Genomic DNA, 23,464 nt, shown 5'->3' with positions numbered 1-23,464 from the left:
AGCCATGACGGAAAAACTGGTCATCATCGGCAACGGCATGGCGCCGGGCCGCATGCTCGAGGAACTGTTCGAAAAGGCGCCCGGCCTTTACGACGTGACGATCTTCAACGCCGAGCCAAGGGTCAATTACGACCGCATCATGCTGTCTCCGGTGCTGTCGGGCGAAAAGGCCTATGAGGACATCGTCATCCATGGCGACGACTGGTACGAGACCCATGGCGTGACCCTGCACAAGGGCGCGCGCGTCACCGGAATCGACCGGGCGAACAAGACGGTCACATCCGCGGCCGGCGTTACTGTCGCCTATGACAAGCTGGTGATTGCCACCGGCTCCAATCCCTTCATCATCCCGGTTCCCGGCCACACGCTGCCCGGCGTGCTGGCGTATCGCGATCTCGACGATGTCGAGACCATGCTGACGGCCTGTCGTACCGGCGGCCCGGCCGTGGTGATCGGCGGCGGCATCCTGGGACTCGAGGCCGCCTACGGCCTGAAGCGCCAGGGCATGGATGTCACCGTGATCCATCTGAGCGACACCATCATGGAACGCCAGCTCGACCCGCCGGCGGCCTATCTGCTGGAAAAGGCGCTGACCGAGCGCGGCATCGACATCATCACCAAGGCCAACACAAGGCAGATCCTCGGGACCGAGAAGGTCGAGGGGGTCGAGCTGGAAGACGGCCGGATCATTCCGGCCCATCTGGTGGTCATGGCGGTCGGCATCCGCCCCTCCGCGCAGCTCGCCAGGGAAGCCGGTCTTGCGGTCAACCGCGGCATCGTCGTCGACGACGGGATGCAGACCTCCGATGCCTCGATCTTTGCGCTCGGCGAATGCGCCGAGCATCGCGGCATTTGCTACGGCCTGGTCGCCCCGCTTTACGAAAGCGCCCGGGTGCTCGCCGATCGTCTGGTGGGCGGCAGCGAGGAATACAAGGGCTCGGTGGTCAACACCAAGCTCAAGGTCACCGGCATCAACCTGTTTTCCGCCGGCGATTTCGGCGAGGGGCCGGACCGCGAGGAGATCGTGCTGCGCGATGCCAATGCCGGCATCTACAAGCGCCTGATCCTGAAGGACAACCGGATCATCGGCGCGGTGCTCTACGGCGAGACCGCCGACGGCTCGTGGTTCTTCGACATGCTGAAGCGCGGCACCGATATCTCGGAGATGCGCGACACCCTGATCTTCGGCCAGGCCTATCAGGGAGGCTCCCCGCTGGACCCTACGGCGGCCGTTGCAGCCTTGCCGGATGATGCGGAAATCTGTGGCTGTAACGGCGTATGCAAATCCAAGATCGTCGGCGCGATCACGGGCAAGGGACTGACCTCGCTCGACGACGTGCGGGCTCATACCAAGGCGTCCGCCTCCTGCGGCTCCTGCACCGGGCTCGTCGAGCAGCTGATGGTGGTGACGCTCGGCGATGCCTATAACCCGGCGGCCGTCACCCCGATGTGCGGCTGTACCCATCTCGGCCATGACGACGTGCGCCACCTGATCAAGGCAAAGAGCCTGAAATCCATTCCAGCCGTCATGCAGGAGCTGGAGTGGAAGACCTCCTGCGGCTGCGCCAAGTGCCGTCCGGCGCTCAACTACTACCTTGTCTGCGACTGGCCGGATGAATATGCCGACGACTACCAGTCGCGCTTCATCAACGAGCGTGTCCATGCCAACATCCAGAAGGACGGCACCTATTCGGTGGTGCCGCGCATGTGGGGCGGGGTTACCTCTTCCGCCGAGCTTCGGGCGATTGCCGACGTGGTCGACAAGTTCGAGATCCCCATGGTCAAGGTCACCGGCGGCCAGCGCATCGACATGCTGGGCATTCAGAAGGAGGACCTGCCCGCCGTCTGGGCCGATCTCGGCAAGGCCGGCTTCGTTTCGGGCCAGGCCTATGCCAAGGGGCTTCGCACGGTGAAGACCTGCGTCGGCTCCGACTGGTGCCGTTTCGGCACGCAGGATTCGACCGGCCTCGGCATCAAGCTGGAAAAATTCATGTGGGGATCCTGGACGCCGGCCAAGGTCAAGCTTGCGGTATCCGGCTGCCCGCGCAACTGCGCCGAGGCGACCTGCAAGGATATCGGCGTGATCTGCGTCGACAGTGGATACGAGATCCATTTTGCCGGTGCCGCCGGTCTCGACATCAAGGGTACCGAGGTACTCGGCCTTGTCCGCACGGAGGAAGAGGCGCTCGAGCATATCGTGGCGCTGACCCAGATGTACCGCGAGAACGCCCGCTATCTCGAGCGTATCTACAAATGGGCGAAACGCATCGGCTATGCCGAGATCCGCCGCCAGATCATGGAAGACGAGGTCAAGCGAAAGGTCTTCTACGACCGCTTCGTCTTTTCCCAGAAATTCGCCCAGGTCGACCCCTGGTCCGAGCGCGTCTCGGGCAAGGACAAGCACGAGTTCAAGCCGATGGCGACGATCGGCTATTCGCAGGCAGCTGAGTAAGGAAACCGGCCCCCCTCTGGCCTGCCGGCGCCGCGTCGCGGGGAGAGACCCGAGCCGCCAGTGTGGCGACAGGTCTCGGCCGGCAAGTCCCTCCCCCTTGTGGCGAGGTGGCGGGGAGGGGTCTTCATTTTTAAGGAACGAACCCATGAACTGGATTTCCATCGGCCACATCAACGAGATTCCCCGCCGGGGCGCACGTTGCGTCAAGACGCCGGACGGCAAGATCGCCGTGTTCCGCACGGCCGAAGACCAGGTCTTCGCGATCGAGGATCACTGCCCGCACAAGGGTGGACCACTGTCGCAGGGCATCGTCCACGATGCCTCGGTGACCTGCCCGCTGCACAATTTCGTCATCTCGCTCGAAACCGGCAAGGCGCTCGGCGCCGACGAGGGGCAGGTGAAGACCATTCCGGTGCGCAATGTCGATGGCGAATTGTCCATCGCGCTGGGTGAGGCCGCGCTTGTGGCGGCGGAGTAGGGTCTATGGGGGCGAAGCGACGATCAGCCAACCGCTTCTATTTCCTTGCGGGCACAACTGGCAAGGAAGGCGGAGCGGGTGAGGCCGCGCTTCGCTGCAGCCTCGTCGATCGCTTTCAGCGTGCCAGCTTCGAAGGTGACGTTTGCCCGCACGACGCGGACATCGTCCTCGATCAGCGGAACCCGAACGAGAAATGCGCCACCAGCCAGCGCGTGACGGATATCCTGCCGCTCGACGATCGCCTCGATCGGGTTCGGGGCCGGCAACGGCGCGTCTTCGGCCCACAGGCGCAGGGCCTCGATCGCATTTCCGATCAGGTCGCCTTCCTCATCTGCGGCCGAAAATACGCCGGGCAGATCCGGAAAACTCACGCCGAAGGCACTCTCGGCATCCTTGTGTACCAGGGCGATATAGTGGCGCATGGTCATTCTTCCTTGGGTAGCCAACCAGCCTGGGCCGCGATTGCGCGGGCGGTGCCGATCGGTAAATCCTTCTTCGGGTGGGGAACGATCACCGTTTTCCCGTTCTTGCGAAACTTGTGGTGCGAGCCGCGAACCGCAATCAGTTCGAAGCCATCCGCTTTCAGGCGCTGGATGATCATGCGGCTATCGCATTCCATGTACCCGTCGCTCCGCAGTATCGGTGCGCATTTATATACACATTTCTGTTTGGCCATTCAACAACGTCGCAGCGCGCGAACATGGGGGAGGCTCTTCCATGCCCACTGAAACCAGGACCACCTGTCCCTATTGCGGCGTCGGCTGCGGGGTGATTGCGACGGTGGCGGAGGACGGTGCCGTCAGCGTCAAGGGCGATCTCGACCATCCGGCCAATTTCGGACGCCTCTGCTCCAAAGGGTCGGCGCTCGCCGAGACGCTGGGCCTGGAGGGCAGGGCGCTTCATCCGCAGATCGGCGATCGGTCCACGGATTGGGACGAGGCGCTCGATCTCGTTGCCGCGAGATTTTCCGAGACCATCGCCACCCATGGTCCAGACGCTGTCGCCTTCTATGTTTCCGGCCAGTTGCTGACCGAAGACTACTACGTCGCCAACAAGCTGATGAAGGGCTTCATCGGCTCGGCCAATATCGATACCAATTCCAGGCTCTGCATGTCGTCGTCGGTGGCCGGTCATCGCCGCGCCTTCGGTGCCGACACCGTGCCCGGCACCTACGAGGATCTCGAGCTGGCGGATCTGGTGATCCTGACCGGTTCCAATCTCGCCTGGTGCCATCCGGTGATCTACCAGCGGATCGTCGCGGCAAAGGAAAGGCGGCCCGAGATGAAGGTCGTCGTCATCGATCCGCGCCGGACCGCGACCTGCGATATCGCCGACCTGCATCTGGCGCTGCGTCCCGATGGCGATCTGGCACTGTTCAATGGATTGCTGGCGCATCTCGCCGATGTCGGCGCGGTTCACTGCGAATATGTGGCAAACCACACGAGCGGGTTCCCGCAGGCCCTGGAGGCGGCCCGTGGCCTGTCTCCCGATGGCGTTGCGAACGCGACCGGCCTGCGCCGCCCCGAGATTGCTGCCTTCTATGATCTCTTCGCCGCCACCCAGAAGGTCGTCACCTGCTACAGCCAGGGCGTCAACCAGTCGTCGATCGGCACCGACAAGGTCAATGCCATCCTCAACTGCCATCTGGCAACGGGCCGCATCGGTCGTCCCGGCATGGGTCCGTTTTCACTGACCGGCCAGCCGAACGCCATGGGCGGACGCGAGGTCGGTGGTCTGGCCAACATGCTGGCGGCGCATATGGCGCTGGAAAGCGCCGAAGACCGTGACCGGGTCCAGCGCTTCTGGGGATCTGCGACCGTGGCCAGCAAGCCCGGGCTGAAGGCGGTCGACATGTTCGATGCCGTCGCCGATGGCCGGATCAAGGCGCTGTGGATCATGTCCACCAATCCGGTGGTGTCGATGCCCGATGCCGACAGGGTGCGGGCGGCGATCGAGGCCTGTCCCTTCGTCGTCGTCTCCGACATCCAGGCCGATACCGACACGGCAAGACTGGCGGACGTGCTGCTGCCGGCCACCGGCTGGGGCGAAAAGAGCGGCACGGTGACCAATTCCGAACGGCGCATTTCGCGCCAGCGCCCCTTCATCGCGACACCGGGCGCGGCACGCCCCGACTGGTGGCAGCTGGCCCAGATCGGTCGGCGGATGGGCTTCGACGGCTTCGACTTCACCGCGCCGGCTGAGATCTTCGCCGAACATGCGGCGCTCTCCGCCTTCGAGAACGACGGCACCCGCGATTTCGACATCGGCGCCCATGCCACGATAGACGCGGCGACCTATGACGCGCTCGGCCCATTTCAGTGGCCGCAGCGCGAAGGCACGCCGCAGACGGAAAGCCGTTTCTTTGCCAATGGCGGCTTTTATCATGCCGACGGAAAGGCACGGCTGGTGCCGGTCAGTGCCCCCGTGCCCGCACGCACCAGCAGCGATTATCCGCTGATCCTCAACACCGGACGCATTCGCGACCAGTGGCACACGATGACGCGCACCGGCAAGAGCGCCCGGCTGTCGGCGCATATGGCCGAACCCTTTGTCGAGATCCATCCGGACGATGCCGCCAAGCTGGAGATCCGCGACGCCGATCTCGTGGCGCTGGAAAGCCCCTGGGGTAGAGCGGTGCTGCGCGCGCTGGTGACAAACCGCCAGCAGCGCGGATCGCTGTTTGCACCGATGCACTGGACGGGCGAGTTCTCCAATGCCGGCCGCATCGATGCGCTGGTGGCGCCGGTCACCGACCCGCATTCCGGCCAGCCGGCGTCCAAGCATGTGGCCGTGCGCGCCAGCCGTCATCCGGCGGATGCGTATGGCTTCATCGTCTCGGCGCAAGGCCCGAAGGCTCTCGACATATCCTATTGGGCGATTGCGCGGGCCACCGGCGGCTGGCGCCTGGAACTCGCCTTCGACACGCGGCCGGGCGACTGGGAGGACTGGTGCCGGACCCGGTTCGACCTGCCGGTCGGAGCCGAGAGCATCGGCTATGCCGATGCCATGACCGGGGATCTGCGTCTCGCCTTCTTCGCCGGGTCACGCCTGCTGCTGGCGCTGTTCATCGCCCGGCAACCGGTTGCCGTCTCGCGCAGCTGGGCGGTGACGCAGTTGTTGCAGGAGCATGCCGACGCCCGCACCCGCTACAGCGTCACTGCCGGACGGCCGGGGGCAGGGCGGCCCGATCCGGGGGCCACCGTCTGCTCGTGCTTTTCCGTCGGCATCAACCAGATTACGGCCGCCGTCTCTGCCGGCTGCCACACCGTCGAGGCCGTCGGGCAAAAGCTCTCGGCCGGCACCAATTGCGGCTCCTGCCGCGCCGAAATCAGGGGGATCATCCATGCCTGCCATCCACTCGCAGCCGAATGAAGCCACGCGCCCCGGCAGATCCGACCGTCGGGCGCTGGAGCGCATGGCCCCGCTCGCCAAGCTGCCGGTGTTCTGGTCGCTGGAAGGAAAGCCCGTTCTGCTTGCCGGCGGAACCGAGGGCGCCGCCTGGAAGGCCGAACTGCTGATGGCCTGCGGTGCCGATGTCCATGTCTGGTGCCCTGCGGCAGAACTCGGCGAGACATTCCGCACGCTGATCACTGAGCGGCATGGCGCGGATTCACCTCTCGCCGTGCGGGCCTCTCCGCGGGTCGAAGTTGTTGAAGGTGAACCAAGGCACATAGAACCTCTTGCTTCTCTCGGCATGGAGATCGAGGGCAAAGGCGATGCTGGCGGCAGCTTACCCCCCTCTGTCCTGCCGGACATCTCCCCCTCCAGGGGGGAGATCGACCCCGCCGCTGCCGCTCGTGCTATCGTCGGCGTTGAGGATGAGGTGGCGTCTGCAGGGCTCCGGGGCAGGCTGGAAAGCAAAGCCATAGGGGCGACTGCATCACGTTTGCTCGCAATCAATGATCCACCGGAGAGGGCACACGATCTCGGCCGATCTGCCGCTAAGGCGCAGTCAACGAAGGTTCAGCCCAACCTTGCTGCGCCGGCCGTCGACCGATCGGCCGGCCGCCAGCCGATCTCCCTGCCTGAGGGAGAGATGCCCGGCAGGGCAGCGGAGGGTGTCCTCACGCAAGGACAGCGGCATGAATCCACCACGGCCAGACGCGGCACCCTCCATCACCACGACGCGCCCTGGTCTCCCGCAAGCTTCGCCGGCGCATCCCTGGCGCTGGCAGACTGCGAGACCGACCTGGAAGCGCTGGCGTTTCACGACGCCGCGGTCGAAGCCGGCGTGCCGGTCAATGTCATCGACAAGCCGGCTTTCTGCCAGTTCCAGTTCGGTTCGATCGTCAATCGCTCGCCGGTGGTCGTGTCGATCTCGACCGATGGCGCGGCACCGATCCTCGGCCAGGCCATCCGCCGCCGGATCGAGACGCTGCTGCCGCCGGCACTGAAAGGCTGGGCCGAACTTGCCCATGCGCTGCGCGACCGGGTGAACGCCCTGCTGGCGCCCGGCAGCGAGCGCCGCAATTTCTGGGAGCGCTTTGTCGATCATACGTTTGCCGGAAACCGGGAACCCGGGGAAGACGCGGCGGAGCGGCTGCTGGCCGATGCCGGCCGGATCTCGGCTGCTGCGCGGACCGGTCGCGTCACACTGGTCGGGGCGGGCCCCGGGGACGCGGAACTGCTGACGCTGAAGGCCGTGCGTGCGCTGCAGGCGGCAGACGTCATCCTGTTCGACGATCTCGTCTCGGCCGAGGTGCTGGAACTGGCGCGGCGCGAGGCCAAGCGCATGCTGGTCGGCAAGCGCGGCGGTCGCACGAGCTGCCGCCAGGAAGACATCAACGCGATAATGGTAGGTTTTGCCAAAGCCGGCAAGCGTGTCGTGCGGCTGAAATCCGGCGATCCGATGATCTTCGGACGCGCCGGCGAGGAGATCGCGCGTCTCGAGGCGGAAGGTATTCCGGTCGATGTCGTGCCCGGCATCACCTCGGCCTCGGCCATGGCCGCGCGGCTCGGCATCTCGCTCACCCACCGCGACCATGCGCAGTCGGTGCGCTTCGTCACCGGCCATTCGCGGCATGGCGACCTGCCTGATACTATCGACTGGAACGGGCTGTCCGATCCGGCCGTCACCACCGTCTTCTACATGGGCGGCCGCACCGCGCCGAAAATCCAGGCAGCCCTGATCGCCGCCGGCATGCCGACGACCACACCCGTCGCGATCATGACCTCCGTCTCCCGCGACAACGAACGCCGCTGGAGCGGACCGCTTTTGGACCTGAGCGACGCCGTTGCCGCAATCGGCGTCGACGAACCGATCCTGATCGGCGTCGGAAATGCGTTTTTGAAGGCGTCGTCTCAGGGGGTGGTCCACCTGTCGGGTGACGCGTTTTCGGTCGCGATCTAAGGAGTAGCCCGGCCGAGCGGAAGCCGATAGAATTTGCTGACGGCCAGCCAAATCAGGCTGGTGGACAGGATCGCCAGATATCCGTCCAGCGCGTAGTGCCAGCCGGTATAGACCGAGCCGAGCAGAATGAGGGCCGCCAGGAGCCAGCCGATTGTGCCTCGAACGGGACCGAAACTTGTCAGATACCAAGCCGTCAATACTGCCAGCGAGACATGAACACTCGGCATTGCCGATATGCCGGAGCCCAGAAGCGCCATGCCGCTTCGGTAGCTTTCCAGCAGGTAGTCGGCATATAGCGGGACATCGTTGATATACGGGTTGCTGGCAATCGCCGCGTTGAGGCCGTTGAACTCCTGTCCTGAATAGAAGTCATGATAGAAAATTGGACCGACCGACGACAAGGCGATCGCAAGAATGGTGCCGTTGATAATCAGGGTGGCAAGGAAGGCGCTACAGAGGCGACGAAATCGTTTCGACGGCTCGATTACCGCGGCGACCATCAGTGTACCCAGCACCAGTCCGAACCACACCCGTGAATAGACGATGTCGATCAGCAGGCCGGTTATATCCGGCAGGCGATGTGCGATCTTCCATGGCTGGTTTCCGTGCAGCCAAAGGCCGGCCCGCGCGATCCAGGGGTCGGCATAGAATGGCACAAGATTGGGTATATTGGATTTCAATGTGGTGAACGCGGTGATGACCAGAATGGTGAGCACGACCGTCGCTGTCAGCCGAGGTGCGCGTTCACGACCAATCCCGATCATGAACTTGATCGGCGATGGTGTCAGGGCCGTGACGGCCAAAACCGCCAGAATGATCAGGATACACAGCGGTAGCGCAATCGCGAACTTGCTGATGTAGATTGCAAGTAGGCCGGTGAAGGTCTCGTGATAGGCAAGAAATGCAACTGAGACATAAGCCATCGCGCATATCGGCAAGGGCGCGGCGAGGTCGGACAGTGGCGAAAGCCATCGCAAAAAGCGCTTGGTAAAGGAATGACTGCCGGTTCGGCGTGCCTCCGGCGGGGTGGCTGTCACATCCGTCATCGCTTACTCCCTCATCCTCGCCAACTCGGCTCTTCCGTTTTGATATTGAAGAGCCTATGTCAGAACTATCACCCAAAAGGTTCGGATTTGGTAAGCACACGCGTAGGCTTTGCCCGGACGACACATCGCATCACAGGATTTAAATATGAGTGACGTGACGAAGGAGACAATTCTCGAGACCCTGAAGACCATCAAGGGGCCGGATCTTGAGGGCAATATCGTCGATCTCGGCATGGTGTCGGACATCTTCATTTCTGATGCGAAGGCCTATTTCTCGATCAGCGTGCCGGCCGAGCGGGCGCGTGAACTGGAGCCGTTGCGGATGGCTGCCGAACGCGCCGTGACCGCGATTGCGGGTCTGAAGGGTGCGCTGGTGACATTGACGGCGGAGAAGAAGGCCGGTGCTCCCAGCCCCCGTCCCGAGCCGACCCGTCAAGCAGCCGGCCACGGCCATTCGCACGGCGCCGGACATGGCCATGGCGCCCCGGCAGGCGGTGCGCAGCGCCCGGCCAAGGCCGGCATTCCCGGCATCAAGACCATCATCGCCGTCGCCTCGGGCAAGGGCGGGGTGGGCAAGTCGACCACTGCCGTCAACCTGGCGCTCGGTCTGGTGGCGAACGGCCTGAAGGTCGGCATTCTCGATGCCGATGTCTACGGTCCGTCGATGCCACGGCTGCTCGGCATTTCCGGCCGGCCGAAGCAGATCGACGGCCGCATGATCGTGCCGATGGAAAATCATGGGCTGAAGGCCATGTCGATCGGCTTCCTGGTCGACGAGGGCACGGCGATGATCTGGCGCGGGCCGATGGTCCAGTCGGCGCTGATGCAGATGATGCGCGAGGTTGCCTGGGGCGAGCTCGACGTGCTGGTCGTCGACATGCCGCCCGGCACCGGCGACGCCCAGCTGACCATGGCCCAGCAGGTGCCGCTGACCGGCGCCGTGATCGTCTCGACGCCGCAGGATCTGGCACTGATCGATGCCCGCAAGGGGATCGCCATGTTCAACAAGGTCGAAGTCCCCGTTCTCGGCATCGTCGAGAACATGAGCTATTTCATCGCGCCCGACACCGGCAATCGCTATGACATCTTCGGTCATGGCGGCGCGCGGGCCGAGGCCGATGCGATCGGCGTGCCCTTCCTTGGCGAAGTACCGCTGACCATGTCGATCCGCGAGCATTCCGATGCCGGCACCCCGGTTACCGTCTCCGAGCCGGATGGACCCCAGGCCGAAACCTATCGCCAGATCGCCATCAATGTCTGGGAACAGGCCAGCGCCGGCGGCAGCAGGGCTGCCCCTTCGATCGTCTTCGAATAGCGGACGGGCTCAGGCAACTCCCGCATCCGGGTGAAAATCCGGTCTGCAGGCGACGGTCGCCCGGCATCGATCTTGAAATGTGGCGGGAAGTGCGCGATATGCCAGTGAGCGTTCAGAAGACGCGCAACTGCGGGCCCCTCTGGCGGGAGAATTCGGCTTTCCCGTGATGTCGGAGTTGATGGTGTAAACACCGCCGGCGCACAGTGTGTCCCAAATGCCAATCTTGCAGTTCGACTTCCTCGGCCAGCCGTTGTGGATGTGGCTCGCCTATCTCGTCTTCGTGACGGTGCTCCTCGTTTTCGATCTCGGCGTGCTCAGCAGGCGCGACAAGGAGATCTCGGTCTCCGCGAGCCTCAAGCTCTCGGCGTTCTACATCGCCATGGGGGTTGCCTTTGCCGGCTTCGTCTGGTGGCGGATCGACAGCGATGCCGCCGTCCTCTATCTCACCGGCTATGTGATCGAGAAAAGCCTGTCGCTCGACAACATCTTCGTCATTGCCCTGATCTTCGGCTATTTCAGCATTCCCCGGCGCCATCAGCACCGGGCGCTGGTGTTCGGCATCATCGGCGTCATCATCCTGCGTGGCGCCATGGTCGCGGCCGGTTCGGCGATCGTCTCCCAGTTCCACTGGGTGCTGTACCTCTTCGCCGCCTTCCTGATCTTCACCGGCATTCGCATGCTGTTTAACGGCGACGAGCAGTTCGACGTTTCCGAAAACCGGCTCTACAAGTTCCTCCACCGCAACCTGCCGCTCACCCGCGATCTGCACGGCGACAAGTTCTTCGTCTGCGAGACCGAGCTCGAGGCGCTCGGCAGGGAAAGCGTCGACCGGCCCGGCCGGCGCAAATTCTTCGCCACCCCGCTGTTCGTCGCGCTTGTCATGGTGGAATTTGCCGATGTGGTCTTCGCCGTCGACAGCGTGCCGGCGATCTTCTCGATCACGACGGATCCCTACATCGTCTTTACCTCGAACATTTCCGCCATACTTGGATTGCGCGCGCTCTATTTTGCCCTGTCGGCCATGCTGGAACGGTTCTCGCTGCTGAAATACGCGCTCTCGGCAGTGCTGATCTTCATCGGCGGCAAGATCCTGATCGGTGAAATGCTCGGCATGGGCGATCTGCCGCCCCTGTGGTCGCTGGCGATCACGGTGGTCATTCTGGCCAGCGGCGTCATCGGCTCGCTGGTCCTGACACGCAAGCACTGAACGAGACGTCGAGGAGAACGCCCCATGATCAAGACCTATTGCCTGGAGAACGGGGGCGGCGAACTGAAGGTTTCGGAGCCGCCGGAAGCCCTGAGCTCCGGCCTTATCTGGCTCGACCTCGTCCATCCGTCGAAGGAAGAGGAGGCGCTTGCGGAGCGGCTGCTCGGCATCGACCTGCCGACCAGGGAGGAGTTGAAGGACATCGAGCCCTCCAGCCGCCTCTATGTCGAGGACGGTGCCGCCTTCATGACGGCGTCGCTGTTGTGGAAGGCCGAGAGTGCCACGCCGCAACTGGCCGACATCGCCTTCATCCTGATCGGCAACCGGCTGGTGACGATCCGCTACGCCGAGCCGCGCTCCTTCGATCTGTTCGCCGCCTCGCTGAAGCGTCAGCACAGCAAGTGTCGCGAGGGCCGCGAGCTTCTGGCCCGCCTGCTGGAGACCGTTGTCGATCGCACGGCGGAGATCCTGGAATTCGGCGTTGCCAAGGTCGACGATCTCTCGGTTCATGTCTTCGTTGACCGCAAGGCGGCATCCCGTCGCCCGCCGGGCTTTCTCGAGGACAAGCTGCTCGACATCGCCAGTCACCACCGGCTGGTCAGCAAGGCGCGCGACAGCCTCGTGTCGCTGTCGCGGCTTGTTAGCTTCGTCCGCTCGCTTCCCGAGCTGCGCAAGGACAGCGAAGCCAATTCCCTGCTGAAAATCGTAGCACGGGATGTCCAATCCTTGGCTGAGCATGCAGCCTTCATTGCGAACAACATCACCTTTATGCTAGACGCCACGCTCGGCCTCATCAATGTCGAGCAGAATGCCATTATCAAGATCTTCTCGATCGCCTCGGTCGTCTTCCTGCCACCCACTCTGGTGGCCTCCATTTATGGGATGAACTTCCATTTCATGCCTGAATTGTCCTGGAGCTTCGGCTATCTCTACGCCATCGCGGCAATGATCGTCTCGGCCGTCGTTCCATTTCTGTTTTTCCGCTGGAAGGGCTGGCTCTAGAGGCCTGACACCGCATGGTCCAAGAACATTCCGCCACCTCCGAAGCCGCCCCGCCGCCCAAGGGCCTGTTGCCCCTGGCGCTCGGATCGGTCGGCGTCGTCTACGGCGATATCGGCACGAGCCCGCTCTATGCCTTCCGCGAGGCGCTGAAACCGATCAGCGTCGACGGCGTCACCCATTTCGAGGTGGTCGGGGTCATCTCGCTGATGATCTGGTCGCTGACGATCATCGTGACGCTGAAATACGTTCTCTTCCTGCTGCGGGCCGACAATGAAGGCGAAGGCGGCACCCTGTCGCTGCTGGCCCTTCTCGCCCGCAAGGGACCGCACAAGACCAGCAAGACAGGCTTTCTGGTGGTGCTCGGCCTGATCGGTGCGGCGCTCTTTCTCGGCGATTCGATGATCACGCCGGCCCTGTCGGTGCTGTCGGCCGTCGAGGGTCTGAAGCTCGTCGCGCCGCAGCTCTACACCTATATCCTGCCGATCTCGGCCGGCATTCTGGTCGGGCTCTTTGCCATCCAGTCGCGCGGCACCGAGGCGGTCGCCCGCTTCTTCGGACCGATCACCGCACTCTGGTTCGTGATCATGGCGCTTGGCGGCATCATCCATATCAGCGACGACCTGTCGATCTTCGCCGCCTTCAATCCCTATCACGCCGTGGCCTTCCTGGTATCGGAGCGCTTCATCGGCGTCGTCGTGCTCGGCGCCGTCTTCCTGACGGTCACCGGTGCCGAAGCGCTTTATGCCGATCTCGGCCATTTCGGCCGCAAGCCGATCCAGCTTGCCTGGTTCGCGCTGGTCTTTCCGGCGCTTGTGCTGAACTATCTGGGCCAGGGCGCGCTGGTGCTGAAGCATCCGGAAGCGGCTACCGATCCCTTCTTCCTGATGTTCCCGGACTGGTCGCGCCTGCCGATCGTCATCCTGGCGACGGCTGCGACGATCATCGCCAGCCAGGCGGTGATTACCGGCGCCTTTTCGCTGGTGCGCCAGGCAATCCATCTCGGCCTCCTGCCGCGCCTGCAGATCCTCTTCACCTCCGAGACCCACACCGGCCAGATCTATCTGCCGGCGGTCAACACGGTGCTGCTGATCGGCGTGCTTGCGCTGGTGTTCTCCTTCGGCAGCTCCGAAGCGCTGGCGACGGCCTACGGCATCTCGGTGACCGGCGCCATGGTGGTCACCACGATCATGGCCTTCCAGTTCCTGCGGGAGCGCTGGCACTGGTCCGTGCCGGCCGCCACGGTCGTGCTGGCGCCGCTGCTGGTGGTCGAGCTGATCTTCCTTGGCGCCAACATGCTGAAGATCTTCGACGGCGGCTATATCCCTGTGCTCTTTGCCATCGCCTTCACCCTGATTATGTGGACCTGGCGGACCGGCACAGACCTCCTGTCGTCCAAGACCCGGCATGCCGATGTGCCGCTGGGCTCGTTCATCGACGCAATCGAGCGCAAGGGCGAGCATTCCCCCGTGATGGTGCAGGGGACCGCGATCTTCCTGACCAGCGATCCGGAAACGGCGCCGGCGGCGCTGCTACACAATCTCAAGCACAATCACGTGCTGCACGAGCGCAATATCATCCTGACGATCCGCACCGTCGGCCATCCGCGCGCCTCGATCGAAGAGCGCTTCAAGGTCGAGAAGGTGTCGGATCACTTCAGTCGGGTGGAGATCCGCTTCGGCTTCATGGAAAGCCAGAACGTGTCGAAGGCGCTGGCGAGCCTGCGGCGCGGCGGTTTGAAATTCGACATCATGTCGACCTCCTTCTATCTCGGCCGACGCAAGCTGGTGCCGGATGCCAAGTCCGGCATGCCGATCTGGCAGGACCACCTGTTCATCGTGCTGGCCAATGCTGCCGCCGACCCGAGCGACTATTTCCACCTGCCGGCCAATCGCGTCGTCGAACTGGGGTCGCAGGTCATCATCTGAGCGGCGGGGGCGACCTTCGCCCCACGCTGGCACAGCAGGGTCTTCCGCACCCATTAGCGTTAACTGATCGCTAAGGTTAATAAGGCATTTTCGGGCAACTAACCGATGTCTTGTAGGGAGTTCCGGTTTTGCTGTTCAAGCGCCGCCCGCCCGTTGTTTTCCGCCGTCGCGGAGACTGGGCCTCACCTTTGCTATTTGGTCTGGCCTGCTGGCTCGGCTTCCCCGCCGCCGCCAGCCATGCGGACCTCGCCGGCCTGCTGGCGGGCCTCGACGGACGCGGCGACAACTGGCGCATGGTGCTGACGAAATCGCCCGCCGGCTCGATCCATACGGCGGAGCTTGCCTTTGGCGGCGAAAACGCGGCAGCGCCGATCCCGGCGGATGCCGGCGTGACGCTGCCCGACGGCCGCAAGATCGCCTTTGCCGAAACGGTCAAGGCGCCGGTGGATACGCCGGACGAGGACCGCGTCAACCGCGGTGACAAGCGCGGCCGCGTCGTCGCGGTCGAGCCGATGCTGCCGCCCAGGGCGTTTTCCGCAGGCTCCATCCTGCAACGCACCAGCATGCTGTTCGAACCCTCCAAGGCGCGCCAGGACCAGGATGGCTTCGTCAAGGCCAAGCCGGCCGACGTGCAGGTCGCGAGCTTCTATTTCCGCAAGGAGGAGCCGCAGATCAGTCACGGCGTGCCGACCTTGCTGGCCAATCTTGTGACCAATCCGCACGCCGACGTGCTGGCCACGGCCTATGCCCCGCCAGCGCCCGATTTCTCCCGCAGTTCGCCGTTTGCGGCCATCCTGAAGCAACCGGAGGCCGGCCGTTTCGTGCCGCCGATCAATCCGGAAGACCATGCCTGGGCTGCCAGCATCCTGCCGCCGGAGGTGTTTTCGGCAAGCGAGCAGCAATGCCTGTCGTCGGGCGTGTATTTCGAGGCGCGCGGCGAATCGGTCAAGGGACAGGCGGCGGTCGCCCAGGTGATTCTCAACCGGGTGCGCAATCCGGCCTATCCGGACACCATCTGCGGTGTCGTCTACCAGAACAAGGACTGGCGCAACCGCTGCCAGTTTTCCTTCGCCTGCGACAATATCCGGGACCGGGTAAACTCCAAGGACCATTGGAAAATCGCCCGCGAGGTCGCGATGGCGGTGACGGCCGGCAAGATCTGGCTGAAGGAAGTCGGATCCGCCACCCACTACCACGCCGTCTATGTGCGCCCGCGCTGGGCACGCTCGATGGAAAAGGTCGGGCGCATCGGGCTGCATGTGTTCTATCGCACCTATGATGGCGGCTGGGGCTGACCGTATTCGCCCGTCATGTCGGGCACTGCCGGCGAATTCTCCACAGGCAGCGTGGAGATTCTCTGGCGTAAAATCATCACTTGCTGCTAAACTTTGTCGCGCCGGGGCCGCCTGTTTTCGGTGGTGACGCGTAAGTGCATGTTTTTCCTTTAAATAATTGTCATGAATTGGCAATTCGTATAGCTTGACTATGCGGGTGCGCAAAATTATGGTGCCCCGACTTCAAAACGGGCCGGGCCGCGTTAAATCCGAGCTGTATGAAACTCTACGATCGACTTAGTGTAAGGCGACGACGAGCAGAAGCAGGGGGATCGGATGGCTGGAAACCGGGAAGAGAGTCTGGAAGAGCGACGCACACGACTGGGAGCCGAACTGGCTGAGGTTCGTGGCGAGGCGAGGGAAGAAGCATCGAGGGAAGAGCATGCAGAGCAGAGCCGTAAAGGTTTTGCCCTGGCTATGAAGCTTTCAAGTGAATTCATCTCCGCAATCGTCGTCGGCGCACTTCTTGGCTATCTGTTCGACCGTTTGGTCGGTACATCGCCCTGGGGCATGATATTGCTTCTGCTTCTGGGGTTTTGCGCCGGAATATTGAATGTCTTGCGGTCCGCCGGCGTTGTTTCATCGCCACATCCGGCAGACCGCATGATGGAACAGCCCAAGGACGACAATCGGCGCGACAGCGTCTGATATCCTCCTTGAAATGACCGAGAATGCCGCTTCGGTGGCCAGACGAGAGAGATCAAGACGGTGTCAAACGATCCTATCCACCAGTTTTCGGTCGCCAAGATCGTTCCCATCGAGATTGGCGGCATCGATTTCTCGTTCAACACGGCATCGTTGTTCATGGTTGCCAGCGTCGGCTGCGCCTCGGCCTTCCTGTATTTCTCGACCGCCAACCGTGGGCTGATCCCCAGCCGGTGGCAGTCGATGGCCGAAATGTCCTACGAGTTCATCGCATCCATGCTGCGCGAAGGCGCCGGCAGCGGGGGGATGAAGTTCTTCCCGATGGTGTTCTCGCTGTTCATGTTCGTGCTGACCGCGAACCTGCTGGGCATGTTTCCGTATTTCTATACCGTGACGAGCCAGATCATCGTCACCTTCGCGCTGTCGCTGTTCGTCATCGGCACCGTGCTGTTCTACGGCTTCTACAAGCACGGGCTCGGCTTCCTCAATCTGTTCGTGCCGGAAGGCGTGCCGGGCGTGCTGTTGCCGCTCGTCATCTTCATCGAGGTTCTGTCCTTCCTCTCCCGGCCGGTTTCGCTCTCGGTTCGTCTCTTCGCCAACATGCTGGCGGGCCATATCACGCTCAAGGTGTTCGCGGGCTTTGTCAGCTCGCTTGGAGCCCTTGGCGCCCTCGGGATCGGCACTGCCATCCTGCCGCTGGCCATGACCGTCGGTCTGACCGGCCTCGAATTCCTCGTCGCCTTCCTGCAGGCCTATGTCTTTGCGGTGCTCACTTGCATGTACCTCAACGACGCAATACACCCGGGCGGGCACTAAGGGATAAACGTTTTGGCGTCCATCTGACGTCAGTCTTCGCCGCAACAACCATTTCGAAGGAGTTTCATACATGGAAGCGGAAGCAGCAAAGTACATCGGCGCCGGTATCGCATGCCTCGGCATGGGTGGCGCAGGCGTTGGCCTCGGCACGATTTTCGGCAACTACCTGTCGGGCGCCCTGCGCAACCCGTCGGCTGCTGACGGCCAGTTCGGCCGCCTCATCTTCGGCTTCGCCGTGACGGAAGCTCTGGGCATCTTCTCGCTGCTCATCGCTCTTCTCCTGCTCTTCGCCGTTTGATTTTCGGCTAAGTTTTGGATCACGGCAGGCGCTTTTTCAAAGACGCCTGTCGTGATCCTTCGCATTCGGAGGATCTCTGGAGATGAGCATGTTCGTGACCCCCGCCTTCGCCCAGGACACTGGCGCGGAAGACCAGCTACACACGGAAACGGGTGTCGCCCACGAAACGGGCCACAGCGGCGCTTTCCCGCCGTTCGACACATCGACTTACGCGTCGCAGCTTCTTTGGCTCGTGATCACGTTCGGTCTTTTCTACCTGCTGATGCAGAAGGTCATCGTACCGCGCGTCGGCGGCATTCTGGAGAACCGGCACGACCGGATCGCCCAGGACCTCGACGAGGCCGCACGGCTGAAGTCGGAGGCCGATGCCGCGATCGAAACCTATGAAAAAGAGCTGGCGGCAGCCCGGGCCAAGGGCCAGGACATTGCCGGCAAGGCGCGCGACGAAGCCAAGGCCAAGGCCGAGGTGGAACGCCAGAAGGTCGAAGCCGAGCTGATGCGGAAGATCGAGGCTGCCGAAGCGCATATCGCCGAGATCAAGGCAAAGGCCTTTGCCGATGTCGACGAAATCGCCAGCGAAGCCGTGGGTGCCGTCGTCAATCAGCTGATCGGCGCCAAGGTGACCAAGACCGATATCAAGTCGGCCCTGACCGCATCTGCCAAGGAGGCCTGATCGATGGCATTTGACGCAACATTCTTCGCGCTTGTCGGCCTCGTCATCTTCCTTGCCCTGATGGTGTACCTGAAGGTGCCGGGCATGATGACCAAGGCTCTGGACGAGCGCTCGGACAAGATCCGCGAAGATCTGGCCGAAGCCAAGCGCCTGCGCGAAGAGGCCCAGCACGTGCTGGCCGAATACCAGCGCAAGCGCAAGGAAGCCGAAGCCGAGGCTGCAAACATCATCGCCTCTGCAGAACGCGAGGCTGCCGCGCTTGCCGCCGAAGCCAAGCAGAAGACCGAGGAATTCGTCGCCCGCCGCACGGCACTGTCCGAGCAGAAGATCAAGCAAGCCGAGATCGATGCGGTCAACGCCGTGCGCAGCGCCGCGGTCGATCTGGCGATCAGCGCGGCGGAAAAGGTTCTCGAGCGCAAGACCGACGAGGCCGTGCAGCAGAAGCTGTTCGAACAGGCGGTCGGCGAGGTCAAGACTCGGCTCAACTGAGCCACCTTTACCATTCCATCAAAGAAGCCGGGCTCTGTCCCGGCTTTTTTCTGTCTTGCATCTTGAGGCGTCGCTCTTGCGCGCGGTCGGTCAATCCTGGCGCAAGGGCCGAAAGCTCATCCGGTGCAGGGGGCAGGGGCCGTGGCGGATAATGGCCTCGCGGTGATGGGCAGTACCATAGCCGGCATGCATCTCGAAGCCATAGGCCGGGAATTCGAGGGCCGCTCGGGTCATCATCCGATCGCGCATGACCTTGGCGATGATCGACGCGGCGGCGATCGAAAGCGAGCGGCCGTCCCCCTTGATCAAAGCATCGGCCGGGCAGCCAAAGCCGGGCGGTACATCGCGGCCATCGACCAGCACATAGGCCGCGGTCTGCGGCAAGCCGGCCACGGCCCGGCGCATGGCATCGAGGCTTGCCTTGCGGATATCGATCCGGTCGATCAGGGCCGCACTGGAACTGGCAATCGAAACGCTTGCGGTCTTCAGGATCTCTTCGAACAGGCTTTCACGCCGCGTCGCGGACAGCTTCTTGGAATCATCGAGCCCATCCGGGATCCTTTTGGGATCGAGGATCACGGCGGCGGCGACGACCGGACCTGCGAGTGGCCCGCGGCCGGCCTCGTCGGTTCCCGCGACCGGCCAGAGGCCGCGCTTGCGCAAACGCAGTTCTGTCGAAAAGTCCGGTCCTTCCGGCAGCGCGGAAAAAAGGGCGGGAGAATCGGGCGGTGAGCGGTGCTTCATGCGGCAGAAGTCGCACACCGGCCCGATTTCCCGCAAGCCCCCCGGTTCGCCGAATGCCCAGGGAATGGAAACATTCGGCGAGGCGGCTCCCGGGGGTATCAACCGGTACGAGGCGGACAGCGTACCGGAAGAGGGGCGACGAGCCGCCCAGGCGGCGGACGACCCGTCAAACTGCAATTCTCGACACGCCCCACCCCTTAGCGGGCAAAACGGTCACAAGATTCTGACAGGCGCCATCGTGACGACAGCGTCCATCCTACGGCACGACCTGCGTCAGAGCAGTGACAGCTGGACTCCGCTGCCATTCGGCGGCACGAACAGGTCGTCGCGCATCTGGATGCCGCGCCGTGCCAGTCCGAGCCGCTTGGCCGTCATCTCGAAGCGGCGGCTGATCTGCCAGGCATAGGGACCGGCGCCCTTCATCCTCTTGCCGAATTCGGCGTCGTAATCCTTGCCACCGCGCATCGAACGCACCAGCGACATCACATGCCGGTAGCGGTCGGGATAGTTCTGCAGCAGCCAGTCGCGAAACAGCGGGCTGACCTCCAGCGGCAGGCGCAGCAGCACATAGCTCGCCTCGCTGGCGCCGGCGGCCTTGGCCGAATCCATGATCCGCTCGATCTCGTGATCGTTGAGTCCGGGGATCACCGGCGCCACCATCACCGCCACCGGAATGCCGGCCTCCGACAGCGCCTTGATCGCCTCCAGCCGCTTGGTCGGCGTCGAGGTGCGCGGCTCCATCGAGCGGGCCAGCTTGCGGTCGAGCGTCGTCACCGAAATCCCGACTTTCGCCAGTCCCCGTTGCGCCATCGACGACAGGATGTCGATGTCGCGCATGACGAGCGCCGACTTGGTCACGATCGCAACCGGATGATTGGCCCGGTCCAGCACTTCGAGGATCTGGCGCATGATCCGCCATTCCCGCTCGATCGGCTGATAGGGATCCGTATTGGTGCCGATCGCGATTGTCCGCGGCTTGTAGCCGGGCTTGGCGAGCTCCCGCTCCAGCAGCTTAGCCGCATCCGGCTTGGCAAACAGTCGCGTCTCGAAATCGAGGCCGGCCGAGAGGCCCATATAGGCATGGCTCGGTCGGGCAAAGCAGTAGATGCAACCGTGCTCGCATCCCCTATAGGGATTGATCGAGCGATCGAAGGGGATATCCGGCGATTCATTGCGGGTGATCACCGAGCGCGGACGTTCGACCTGGACCTCGGTCTTCAGCGCCGGCAGATCTTCCAGCGACTGCCAGCCATCATCGAAAGCAACCCGCTCGGACGATTCGAACCGGCCGGACGGGTTGAGCCCGGCCCCGCGGCCCCGCCGCCTCCCGACATCGATCCTGAGGCCGGATCCGTTGACCAGGGCATCGGCAATATCTGCCGTATTCGCCGGCTGGAAGGCAGCCTGCGTCAGTATGGACAGCTCGCTCATCTTAGATACTCCGTAGGGACTCATGTCCCCCTCAGTGACTTTATTCCTAGCGCTGGAATGAGAACAATGCAAGAACAAAATTGAAAATCTGGCAATAGCAATTATGGCGGCAATGGGGTAGAGATGTCCCATGCTGACAGTCATAATGGAATGCCGAGATCAGGAGCCTGAACTGGCGCAGACGCTCGCCGGGCTGGTGTGCGGCGCGGTGGAAGGCCTGGTCAGCGATGTGGTGGTGCTGGATCACGGATCGAGCGACGGCACGGCACGGGTGGCCGAGGCCGCCGGCTGCCGCTATCACCTGACCTGGAACATGGCCGACATCGTCCAGGCGGCGCGCGGCGACTGGCTGCTGCTGCTGGAGCCCGGCGCGCGTGTCCTGCCCGGCTGGATCGAAGAGGTGGCGGAATATGTCGCCTTCAACAAGGTCCCGGCGCGGTTTTCGACCTCACGCGGTCACAGGCGATCTTTCTTCCGGCGGTTTGTCCGGCGGGCGCCGCCGCTGGAGCAGGGGCTGCTTTTGCCGAAACGCCAGGCATTGTCGCTTGCCCGTGCGGACACCGATCTCGCCGGCTTTGCCCGTGGGCAGAAGCCGCGCAAGCTGATGAGCCAGGTCATTCCGTCCTGGGTGGCGCGGGAAGGCCGGATGCACAGTCTCGAGGCCGGACAGGCGCACGCCTGACGGCTGCAGGCTGCGCTGCCGGTTGCGGGCCGGAACGGCCTTTGGCCGCCATTCTTGCGCAAGAAAATGAAGGCGGCCTTCCCGTTGGCCGGCACGTGCCCGATAGCGTCAACCGGTATTGCGCTTCAGGTGCTCGTCCAGCCGTGGCATGATCTCGACGAAATTGCACGGCATGTGGCGATAGTCGAGCTGCAGTTTCAGGATGCCGTCCCAGGCGTCCTTGCAGGCGCCGGGCGAGCCGGGCAGCACGAAGATGAAGGTGGCATTGGCCACCCCGCCGGTTGCCCGCGACTGGATCGTCGATGTGCCGATCTTGTCGTAGGAAATCCGGTGGAAAACCTCCGAAAACCCGTCCATGCGCTTCTCGAACAGCGGCTCCAGCGCCTCCGGCGTGACGTCGCGGCCGGTAAAGCCCGTGCCGCCGGTGGTGATCACCACGTCGATCTCCGGGTGTTTGGTCCAGCCCTCGACCTTGCCGCGGATCGCATCGCGGTCGTCGGTGACGATTGCCCGATCGACAAGCTTGTGGCCGGCCTCGGCAATGCGGGCCGCCAGCGTGTCGCCGGATTTGTCGGTGTCTGCGGTGCGGCTGTCCGAAACGGTGAGCACCGCGATGCCGACCGGCACGAAGGGACGGCTTTCGTCTAGCCTGGTCATGTCGGACGCTCTCCTTGCAACGTTTCGGCCGGCTGGAAATACCAGTCCGGCATCTGCTCTTCCATGGCTCTCGCCGCCGTCTTGGCCGATGCCAGGTCGGCATAGATGCCGAAACAGGTGGCGCCGGAGCCGGACATGCGCACCAGCTCTGCGCCGCTCTCGCCAAGCATGTCGGCAAGCACGGCGATTTCGGGCAATACCGTGCGGGCAGGTGTTTCCAGATCGTTGCGCAGTTCACCCAGAAAGTCGAGCCAGTCGCCATGCGCCGAGCTTTTCGGTGCCGGGCTGATCGGCGGATTGGTCTTCGACGTCAATTGGCGAAAGATGTCCGGGGTGGAGACCGCCTTCAACGGATTGGCAAGCAGGATGGCAAAGCGAGGCATGCTCTCCAGTGGCGCCAGCGTCTCGCCGACGCCAAGCGCGCGCAGCGGCAGCGAGGCGAGGCACATGGGCACGTCGGCGCCGAGGGCAAGTGCGATCATCGACAGGTCGGCGGCCGGCAAAGTCGCATTCCACACCTTCTGCAGCAGGCGCAGGGTCGCGGCCGCATCGGCCGACCCGCCGCCGATGCCGGCGGCCACGGGCAGGTTCTTTTCCAGCGTGATGGCGACGGGCGGCGCGGACTGGCCACGACTTTCCAGATAGCGGCGCAGCCGGTCGCGCGCCTTGGTCACCAGATTGTCGGCCGGTGCCTCGCCGCCGGTGACCAGCAGCGCGGCAAAGCGGCCGCAGACGGTGAAGCTGTCTGCATTGGACGTGCTGCAGCCCAGGCGATCGCCCTGGCGGGTAAAGGTCACGATGCTGTCGAGCAGATGATAACCGTCCGAGCGCAGGCCGGTGACATGCAGCGCCAGATTGACCTTGGCCGGTGCGACCTCGAGGATGGCACCGGCCGAGAGGGGCGACTCAAGTCCTGCCAT

At 63.5% G+C, this 23,464-nt stretch carries 21 protein-coding genes and 2 pseudogenes; 16 read left to right on the top strand and 7 right to left on the bottom strand.

Features of this window, described 5'->3' with window-relative positions; all coding sequences use genetic code 11:
• Positions 1-4: 4 nt before the first annotated feature.
• Together nirB and nirD are read left to right on the top strand one after the other, a co-directional pair.
• A complete protein-coding gene (gene nirB, locus J2Z17_RS09260; protein WP_209944124.1) occupies positions 5-2,452 on the top strand; it encodes a nitrite reductase large subunit NirB in 2,448 nt (815 codons plus the stop codon).
• 145 nt (positions 2,453-2,597) lie between these two features.
• Positions 2,598-2,930 (top strand): nitrite reductase small subunit NirD, encoded by a 333-nt coding sequence (gene nirD, locus J2Z17_RS09255; protein ID WP_209944122.1) that lies wholly within the window; start codon positions 2,598-2,600, stop codon positions 2,928-2,930.
• Positions 2,931-2,953: 23 nt separating this feature from the next.
• On the opposite strand, the gene J2Z17_RS09250 is transcribed toward nirD, so the two are convergent.
• On the bottom strand, positions 2,954-3,352 hold the full coding sequence (locus J2Z17_RS09250; RefSeq protein ID WP_209944120.1) for a type II toxin-antitoxin system HicB family antitoxin: 399 nt from the start codon (positions 3,350-3,352) through the stop codon (positions 2,954-2,956).
• Between the two features lie 2 nt (positions 3,353-3,354).
• Positions 3,355-3,549: a type II toxin-antitoxin system HicA family toxin gene (locus J2Z17_RS09245; protein ID WP_209944118.1), complete on the bottom strand. Its 195-nt coding sequence runs from the start codon at positions 3,547-3,549 to the stop codon at positions 3,355-3,357.
• A 98-nt stretch (positions 3,550-3,647) separates the two neighbouring features.
• On the opposite strand from J2Z17_RS09245, the gene J2Z17_RS09240 reads away from it, so the two are divergent.
• The 3 genes and pseudogenes from J2Z17_RS09240 to cysG form a co-directional block, all read left to right on the top strand.
• On the top strand, positions 3,648-6,302 hold the full coding sequence (locus J2Z17_RS09240) for a nitrate reductase (RefSeq protein ID WP_209944116.1): 2,655 nt from the start codon (positions 3,648-3,650) through the stop codon (positions 6,300-6,302).
• A pseudogene (locus J2Z17_RS25600) lies at positions 6,274-6,477 on the top strand (NAD(P)-dependent oxidoreductase); the annotation flags it as partial. The gene J2Z17_RS09240 and the pseudogene J2Z17_RS25600, both read left to right, overlap by 29 nt.
• Before the next feature lie 549 nt (positions 6,478-7,026).
• Positions 7,027-8,280: pseudogene (gene cysG / locus J2Z17_RS09235) on the top strand (siroheme synthase CysG); the annotation flags it as partial.
• Here the strand turns inward: cysG and J2Z17_RS09230 are convergent.
• Entirely contained in the window at positions 8,277-9,326 is a 1,050-nt protein-coding gene (locus tag J2Z17_RS09230) for a phosphatase PAP2 family protein (protein ID WP_209944114.1), read from the bottom strand. The pseudogene cysG and the gene J2Z17_RS09230 overlap by 4 nt on opposite strands.
• Before the next feature lie 145 nt (positions 9,327-9,471).
• On the opposite strand from J2Z17_RS09230, the gene apbC reads away from it, so the two are divergent.
• The 10 genes from apbC (at position 9,472) to J2Z17_RS09180 (ending at position 19,030) form a co-directional block, all read left to right on the top strand.
• Complete coding sequence (gene apbC, locus J2Z17_RS09225) at positions 9,472-10,641, top strand: iron-sulfur cluster carrier protein ApbC (protein WP_209944111.1); 1,170 nt, start codon at positions 9,472-9,474, stop codon at positions 10,639-10,641.
• A gap of 214 nt (positions 10,642-10,855) precedes the next feature.
• Complete coding sequence (locus J2Z17_RS09220; RefSeq protein WP_209944109.1) at positions 10,856-11,848, top strand: TerC family protein; 993 nt, start codon at positions 10,856-10,858, stop codon at positions 11,846-11,848.
• 24 nt (positions 11,849-11,872) lie between these two features.
• A complete protein-coding gene (locus J2Z17_RS09215) occupies positions 11,873-12,850 on the top strand; it encodes a magnesium transporter CorA family protein (protein ID WP_209944107.1) in 978 nt (325 codons plus the stop codon).
• Positions 12,851-12,864: 14 nt separating this feature from the next.
• Complete coding sequence (locus tag J2Z17_RS09210) at positions 12,865-14,775, top strand: potassium transporter Kup (RefSeq protein WP_209944105.1); 1,911 nt, start codon at positions 12,865-12,867, stop codon at positions 14,773-14,775.
• 128 nt (positions 14,776-14,903) lie between these two features.
• The gene (locus tag J2Z17_RS09205; protein WP_209944103.1) at positions 14,904-16,070 is read left to right on the top strand and encodes a cell wall hydrolase; all 1,167 of its coding nucleotides are present in this window, start codon (positions 14,904-14,906) and stop codon (positions 16,068-16,070) included.
• A 315-nt stretch (positions 16,071-16,385) separates the two neighbouring features.
• Positions 16,386-16,757, top strand: coding sequence for an AtpZ/AtpI family protein (locus tag J2Z17_RS09200; RefSeq protein ID WP_209944101.1), 372 nt, complete (start codon positions 16,386-16,388; stop codon positions 16,755-16,757).
• Between the two features lie 60 nt (positions 16,758-16,817).
• Positions 16,818-17,570 carry a F0F1 ATP synthase subunit A gene (locus tag J2Z17_RS09195; protein ID WP_209944099.1) on the top strand — a complete coding sequence of 251 codons (753 nt, stop codon included), beginning with the start codon at positions 16,818-16,820 and terminating at the stop codon, positions 17,568-17,570.
• Between the two features lie 70 nt (positions 17,571-17,640).
• The gene (locus J2Z17_RS09190) at positions 17,641-17,868 is read left to right on the top strand and encodes a F0F1 ATP synthase subunit C (RefSeq protein ID WP_209944097.1); all 228 of its coding nucleotides are present in this window, start codon (positions 17,641-17,643) and stop codon (positions 17,866-17,868) included.
• A gap of 88 nt (positions 17,869-17,956) precedes the next feature.
• Entirely contained in the window at positions 17,957-18,541 is a 585-nt protein-coding gene (locus J2Z17_RS09185; protein ID WP_209944349.1) for a F0F1 ATP synthase subunit B, read from the top strand.
• A 3-nt stretch (positions 18,542-18,544) separates the two neighbouring features.
• Complete coding sequence (locus tag J2Z17_RS09180; RefSeq protein ID WP_209944095.1) at positions 18,545-19,030, top strand: F0F1 ATP synthase subunit B; 486 nt, start codon at positions 18,545-18,547, stop codon at positions 19,028-19,030.
• A gap of 90 nt (positions 19,031-19,120) precedes the next feature.
• On the opposite strand, the gene J2Z17_RS09175 is transcribed toward J2Z17_RS09180, so the two are convergent.
• Together J2Z17_RS09175 and J2Z17_RS09170 are read right to left on the bottom strand one after the other, a co-directional pair.
• A complete protein-coding gene (locus J2Z17_RS09175) occupies positions 19,121-19,774 on the bottom strand; it encodes a ribonuclease HII (protein ID WP_209944092.1) in 654 nt (217 codons plus the stop codon).
• A gap of 273 nt (positions 19,775-20,047) precedes the next feature.
• Positions 20,048-21,205 carry a PA0069 family radical SAM protein gene (locus tag J2Z17_RS09170; RefSeq protein WP_209944091.1) on the bottom strand — a complete coding sequence of 386 codons (1,158 nt, stop codon included), beginning with the start codon at positions 21,203-21,205 and terminating at the stop codon, positions 20,048-20,050.
• A 130-nt stretch (positions 21,206-21,335) separates the two neighbouring features.
• On the opposite strand from J2Z17_RS09170, the gene J2Z17_RS09165 reads away from it, so the two are divergent.
• Entirely contained in the window at positions 21,336-21,887 is a 552-nt protein-coding gene (locus J2Z17_RS09165) for a glycosyltransferase (protein ID WP_209944089.1), read from the top strand.
• Positions 21,888-21,995: 108 nt separating this feature from the next.
• Here the strand turns inward: J2Z17_RS09165 and moaB are convergent, their stop codons facing one another.
• A complete protein-coding gene (gene moaB / locus J2Z17_RS09160) occupies positions 21,996-22,544 on the bottom strand; it encodes a molybdenum cofactor biosynthesis protein B (protein WP_209944087.1) in 549 nt (182 codons plus the stop codon).
• On the bottom strand, positions 22,541-23,464 hold the full coding sequence (locus J2Z17_RS09155; protein ID WP_209944085.1) for a 4-(cytidine 5'-diphospho)-2-C-methyl-D-erythritol kinase: 924 nt from the start codon (positions 23,462-23,464) through the stop codon (positions 22,541-22,543). The genes moaB and J2Z17_RS09155 overlap by 4 nt, the downstream gene beginning before the upstream one ends.

Origin of the sequence: Heterorhizobium halophytocola, from assembly GCF_017873095.1 — a bacterium.
GTDB lineage: Bacteria > Pseudomonadota > Alphaproteobacteria > Rhizobiales > Rhizobiaceae > Allorhizobium > Allorhizobium halophytocola.
Note: the sequence above shows the minus strand (reverse complement) of the source record. Positions and strands in the feature narration are given on the sequence as shown.

Coding starts and splice junctions, on each gene's coding strand:
- nirB (WP_209944124.1), top strand. CDS start 5: ATGACGGAAAAACTGGTCATCATCGGCAACGGCATGGCGCCGGGCCGC.
- nirD (WP_209944122.1), top strand. CDS start 2,598: ATGAACTGGATTTCCATCGGCCACATCAACGAGATTCCCCGCCGGGGC.
- J2Z17_RS09250 (WP_209944120.1), bottom strand. CDS start 3,352: ATGCGCCACTATATCGCCCTGGTACACAAGGATGCCGAGAGTGCCTTC.
- J2Z17_RS09245 (WP_209944118.1), bottom strand. CDS start 3,549: ATGGAATGCGATAGCCGCATGATCATCCAGCGCCTGAAAGCGGATGGC.
- J2Z17_RS09240 (WP_209944116.1), top strand. CDS start 3,648: ATGCCCACTGAAACCAGGACCACCTGTCCCTATTGCGGCGTCGGCTGC.
- J2Z17_RS09230 (WP_209944114.1), bottom strand. CDS start 9,326: ATGACGGATGTGACAGCCACCCCGCCGGAGGCACGCCGAACCGGCAGT.
- apbC (WP_209944111.1), top strand. CDS start 9,472: ATGAGTGACGTGACGAAGGAGACAATTCTCGAGACCCTGAAGACCATC.
- J2Z17_RS09220 (WP_209944109.1), top strand. CDS start 10,856: ATGCCAATCTTGCAGTTCGACTTCCTCGGCCAGCCGTTGTGGATGTGG.
- J2Z17_RS09215 (WP_209944107.1), top strand. CDS start 11,873: ATGATCAAGACCTATTGCCTGGAGAACGGGGGCGGCGAACTGAAGGTT.
- J2Z17_RS09210 (WP_209944105.1), top strand. CDS start 12,865: ATGGTCCAAGAACATTCCGCCACCTCCGAAGCCGCCCCGCCGCCCAAG.
- J2Z17_RS09200 (WP_209944101.1), top strand. CDS start 16,386: ATGGCTGGAAACCGGGAAGAGAGTCTGGAAGAGCGACGCACACGACTG.
- J2Z17_RS09190 (WP_209944097.1), top strand. CDS start 17,641: ATGGAAGCGGAAGCAGCAAAGTACATCGGCGCCGGTATCGCATGCCTC.
- J2Z17_RS09185 (WP_209944349.1), top strand. CDS start 17,957: ATGTTCGTGACCCCCGCCTTCGCCCAGGACACTGGCGCGGAAGACCAG.
- J2Z17_RS09180 (WP_209944095.1), top strand. CDS start 18,545: ATGGCATTTGACGCAACATTCTTCGCGCTTGTCGGCCTCGTCATCTTC.
- J2Z17_RS09175 (WP_209944092.1), bottom strand. CDS start 19,774: ATGAAGCACCGCTCACCGCCCGATTCTCCCGCCCTTTTTTCCGCGCTG.
- J2Z17_RS09170 (WP_209944091.1), bottom strand. CDS start 21,205: ATGAGCGAGCTGTCCATACTGACGCAGGCTGCCTTCCAGCCGGCGAAT.
- J2Z17_RS09165 (WP_209944089.1), top strand. CDS start 21,336: ATGCTGACAGTCATAATGGAATGCCGAGATCAGGAGCCTGAACTGGCG.
- moaB (WP_209944087.1), bottom strand. CDS start 22,544: ATGACCAGGCTAGACGAAAGCCGTCCCTTCGTGCCGGTCGGCATCGCG.
- J2Z17_RS09155 (WP_209944085.1), bottom strand. CDS start 23,464: ATGGCAGGACTTGAGTCGCCCCTCTCGGCCGGTGCCATCCTCGAGGTC.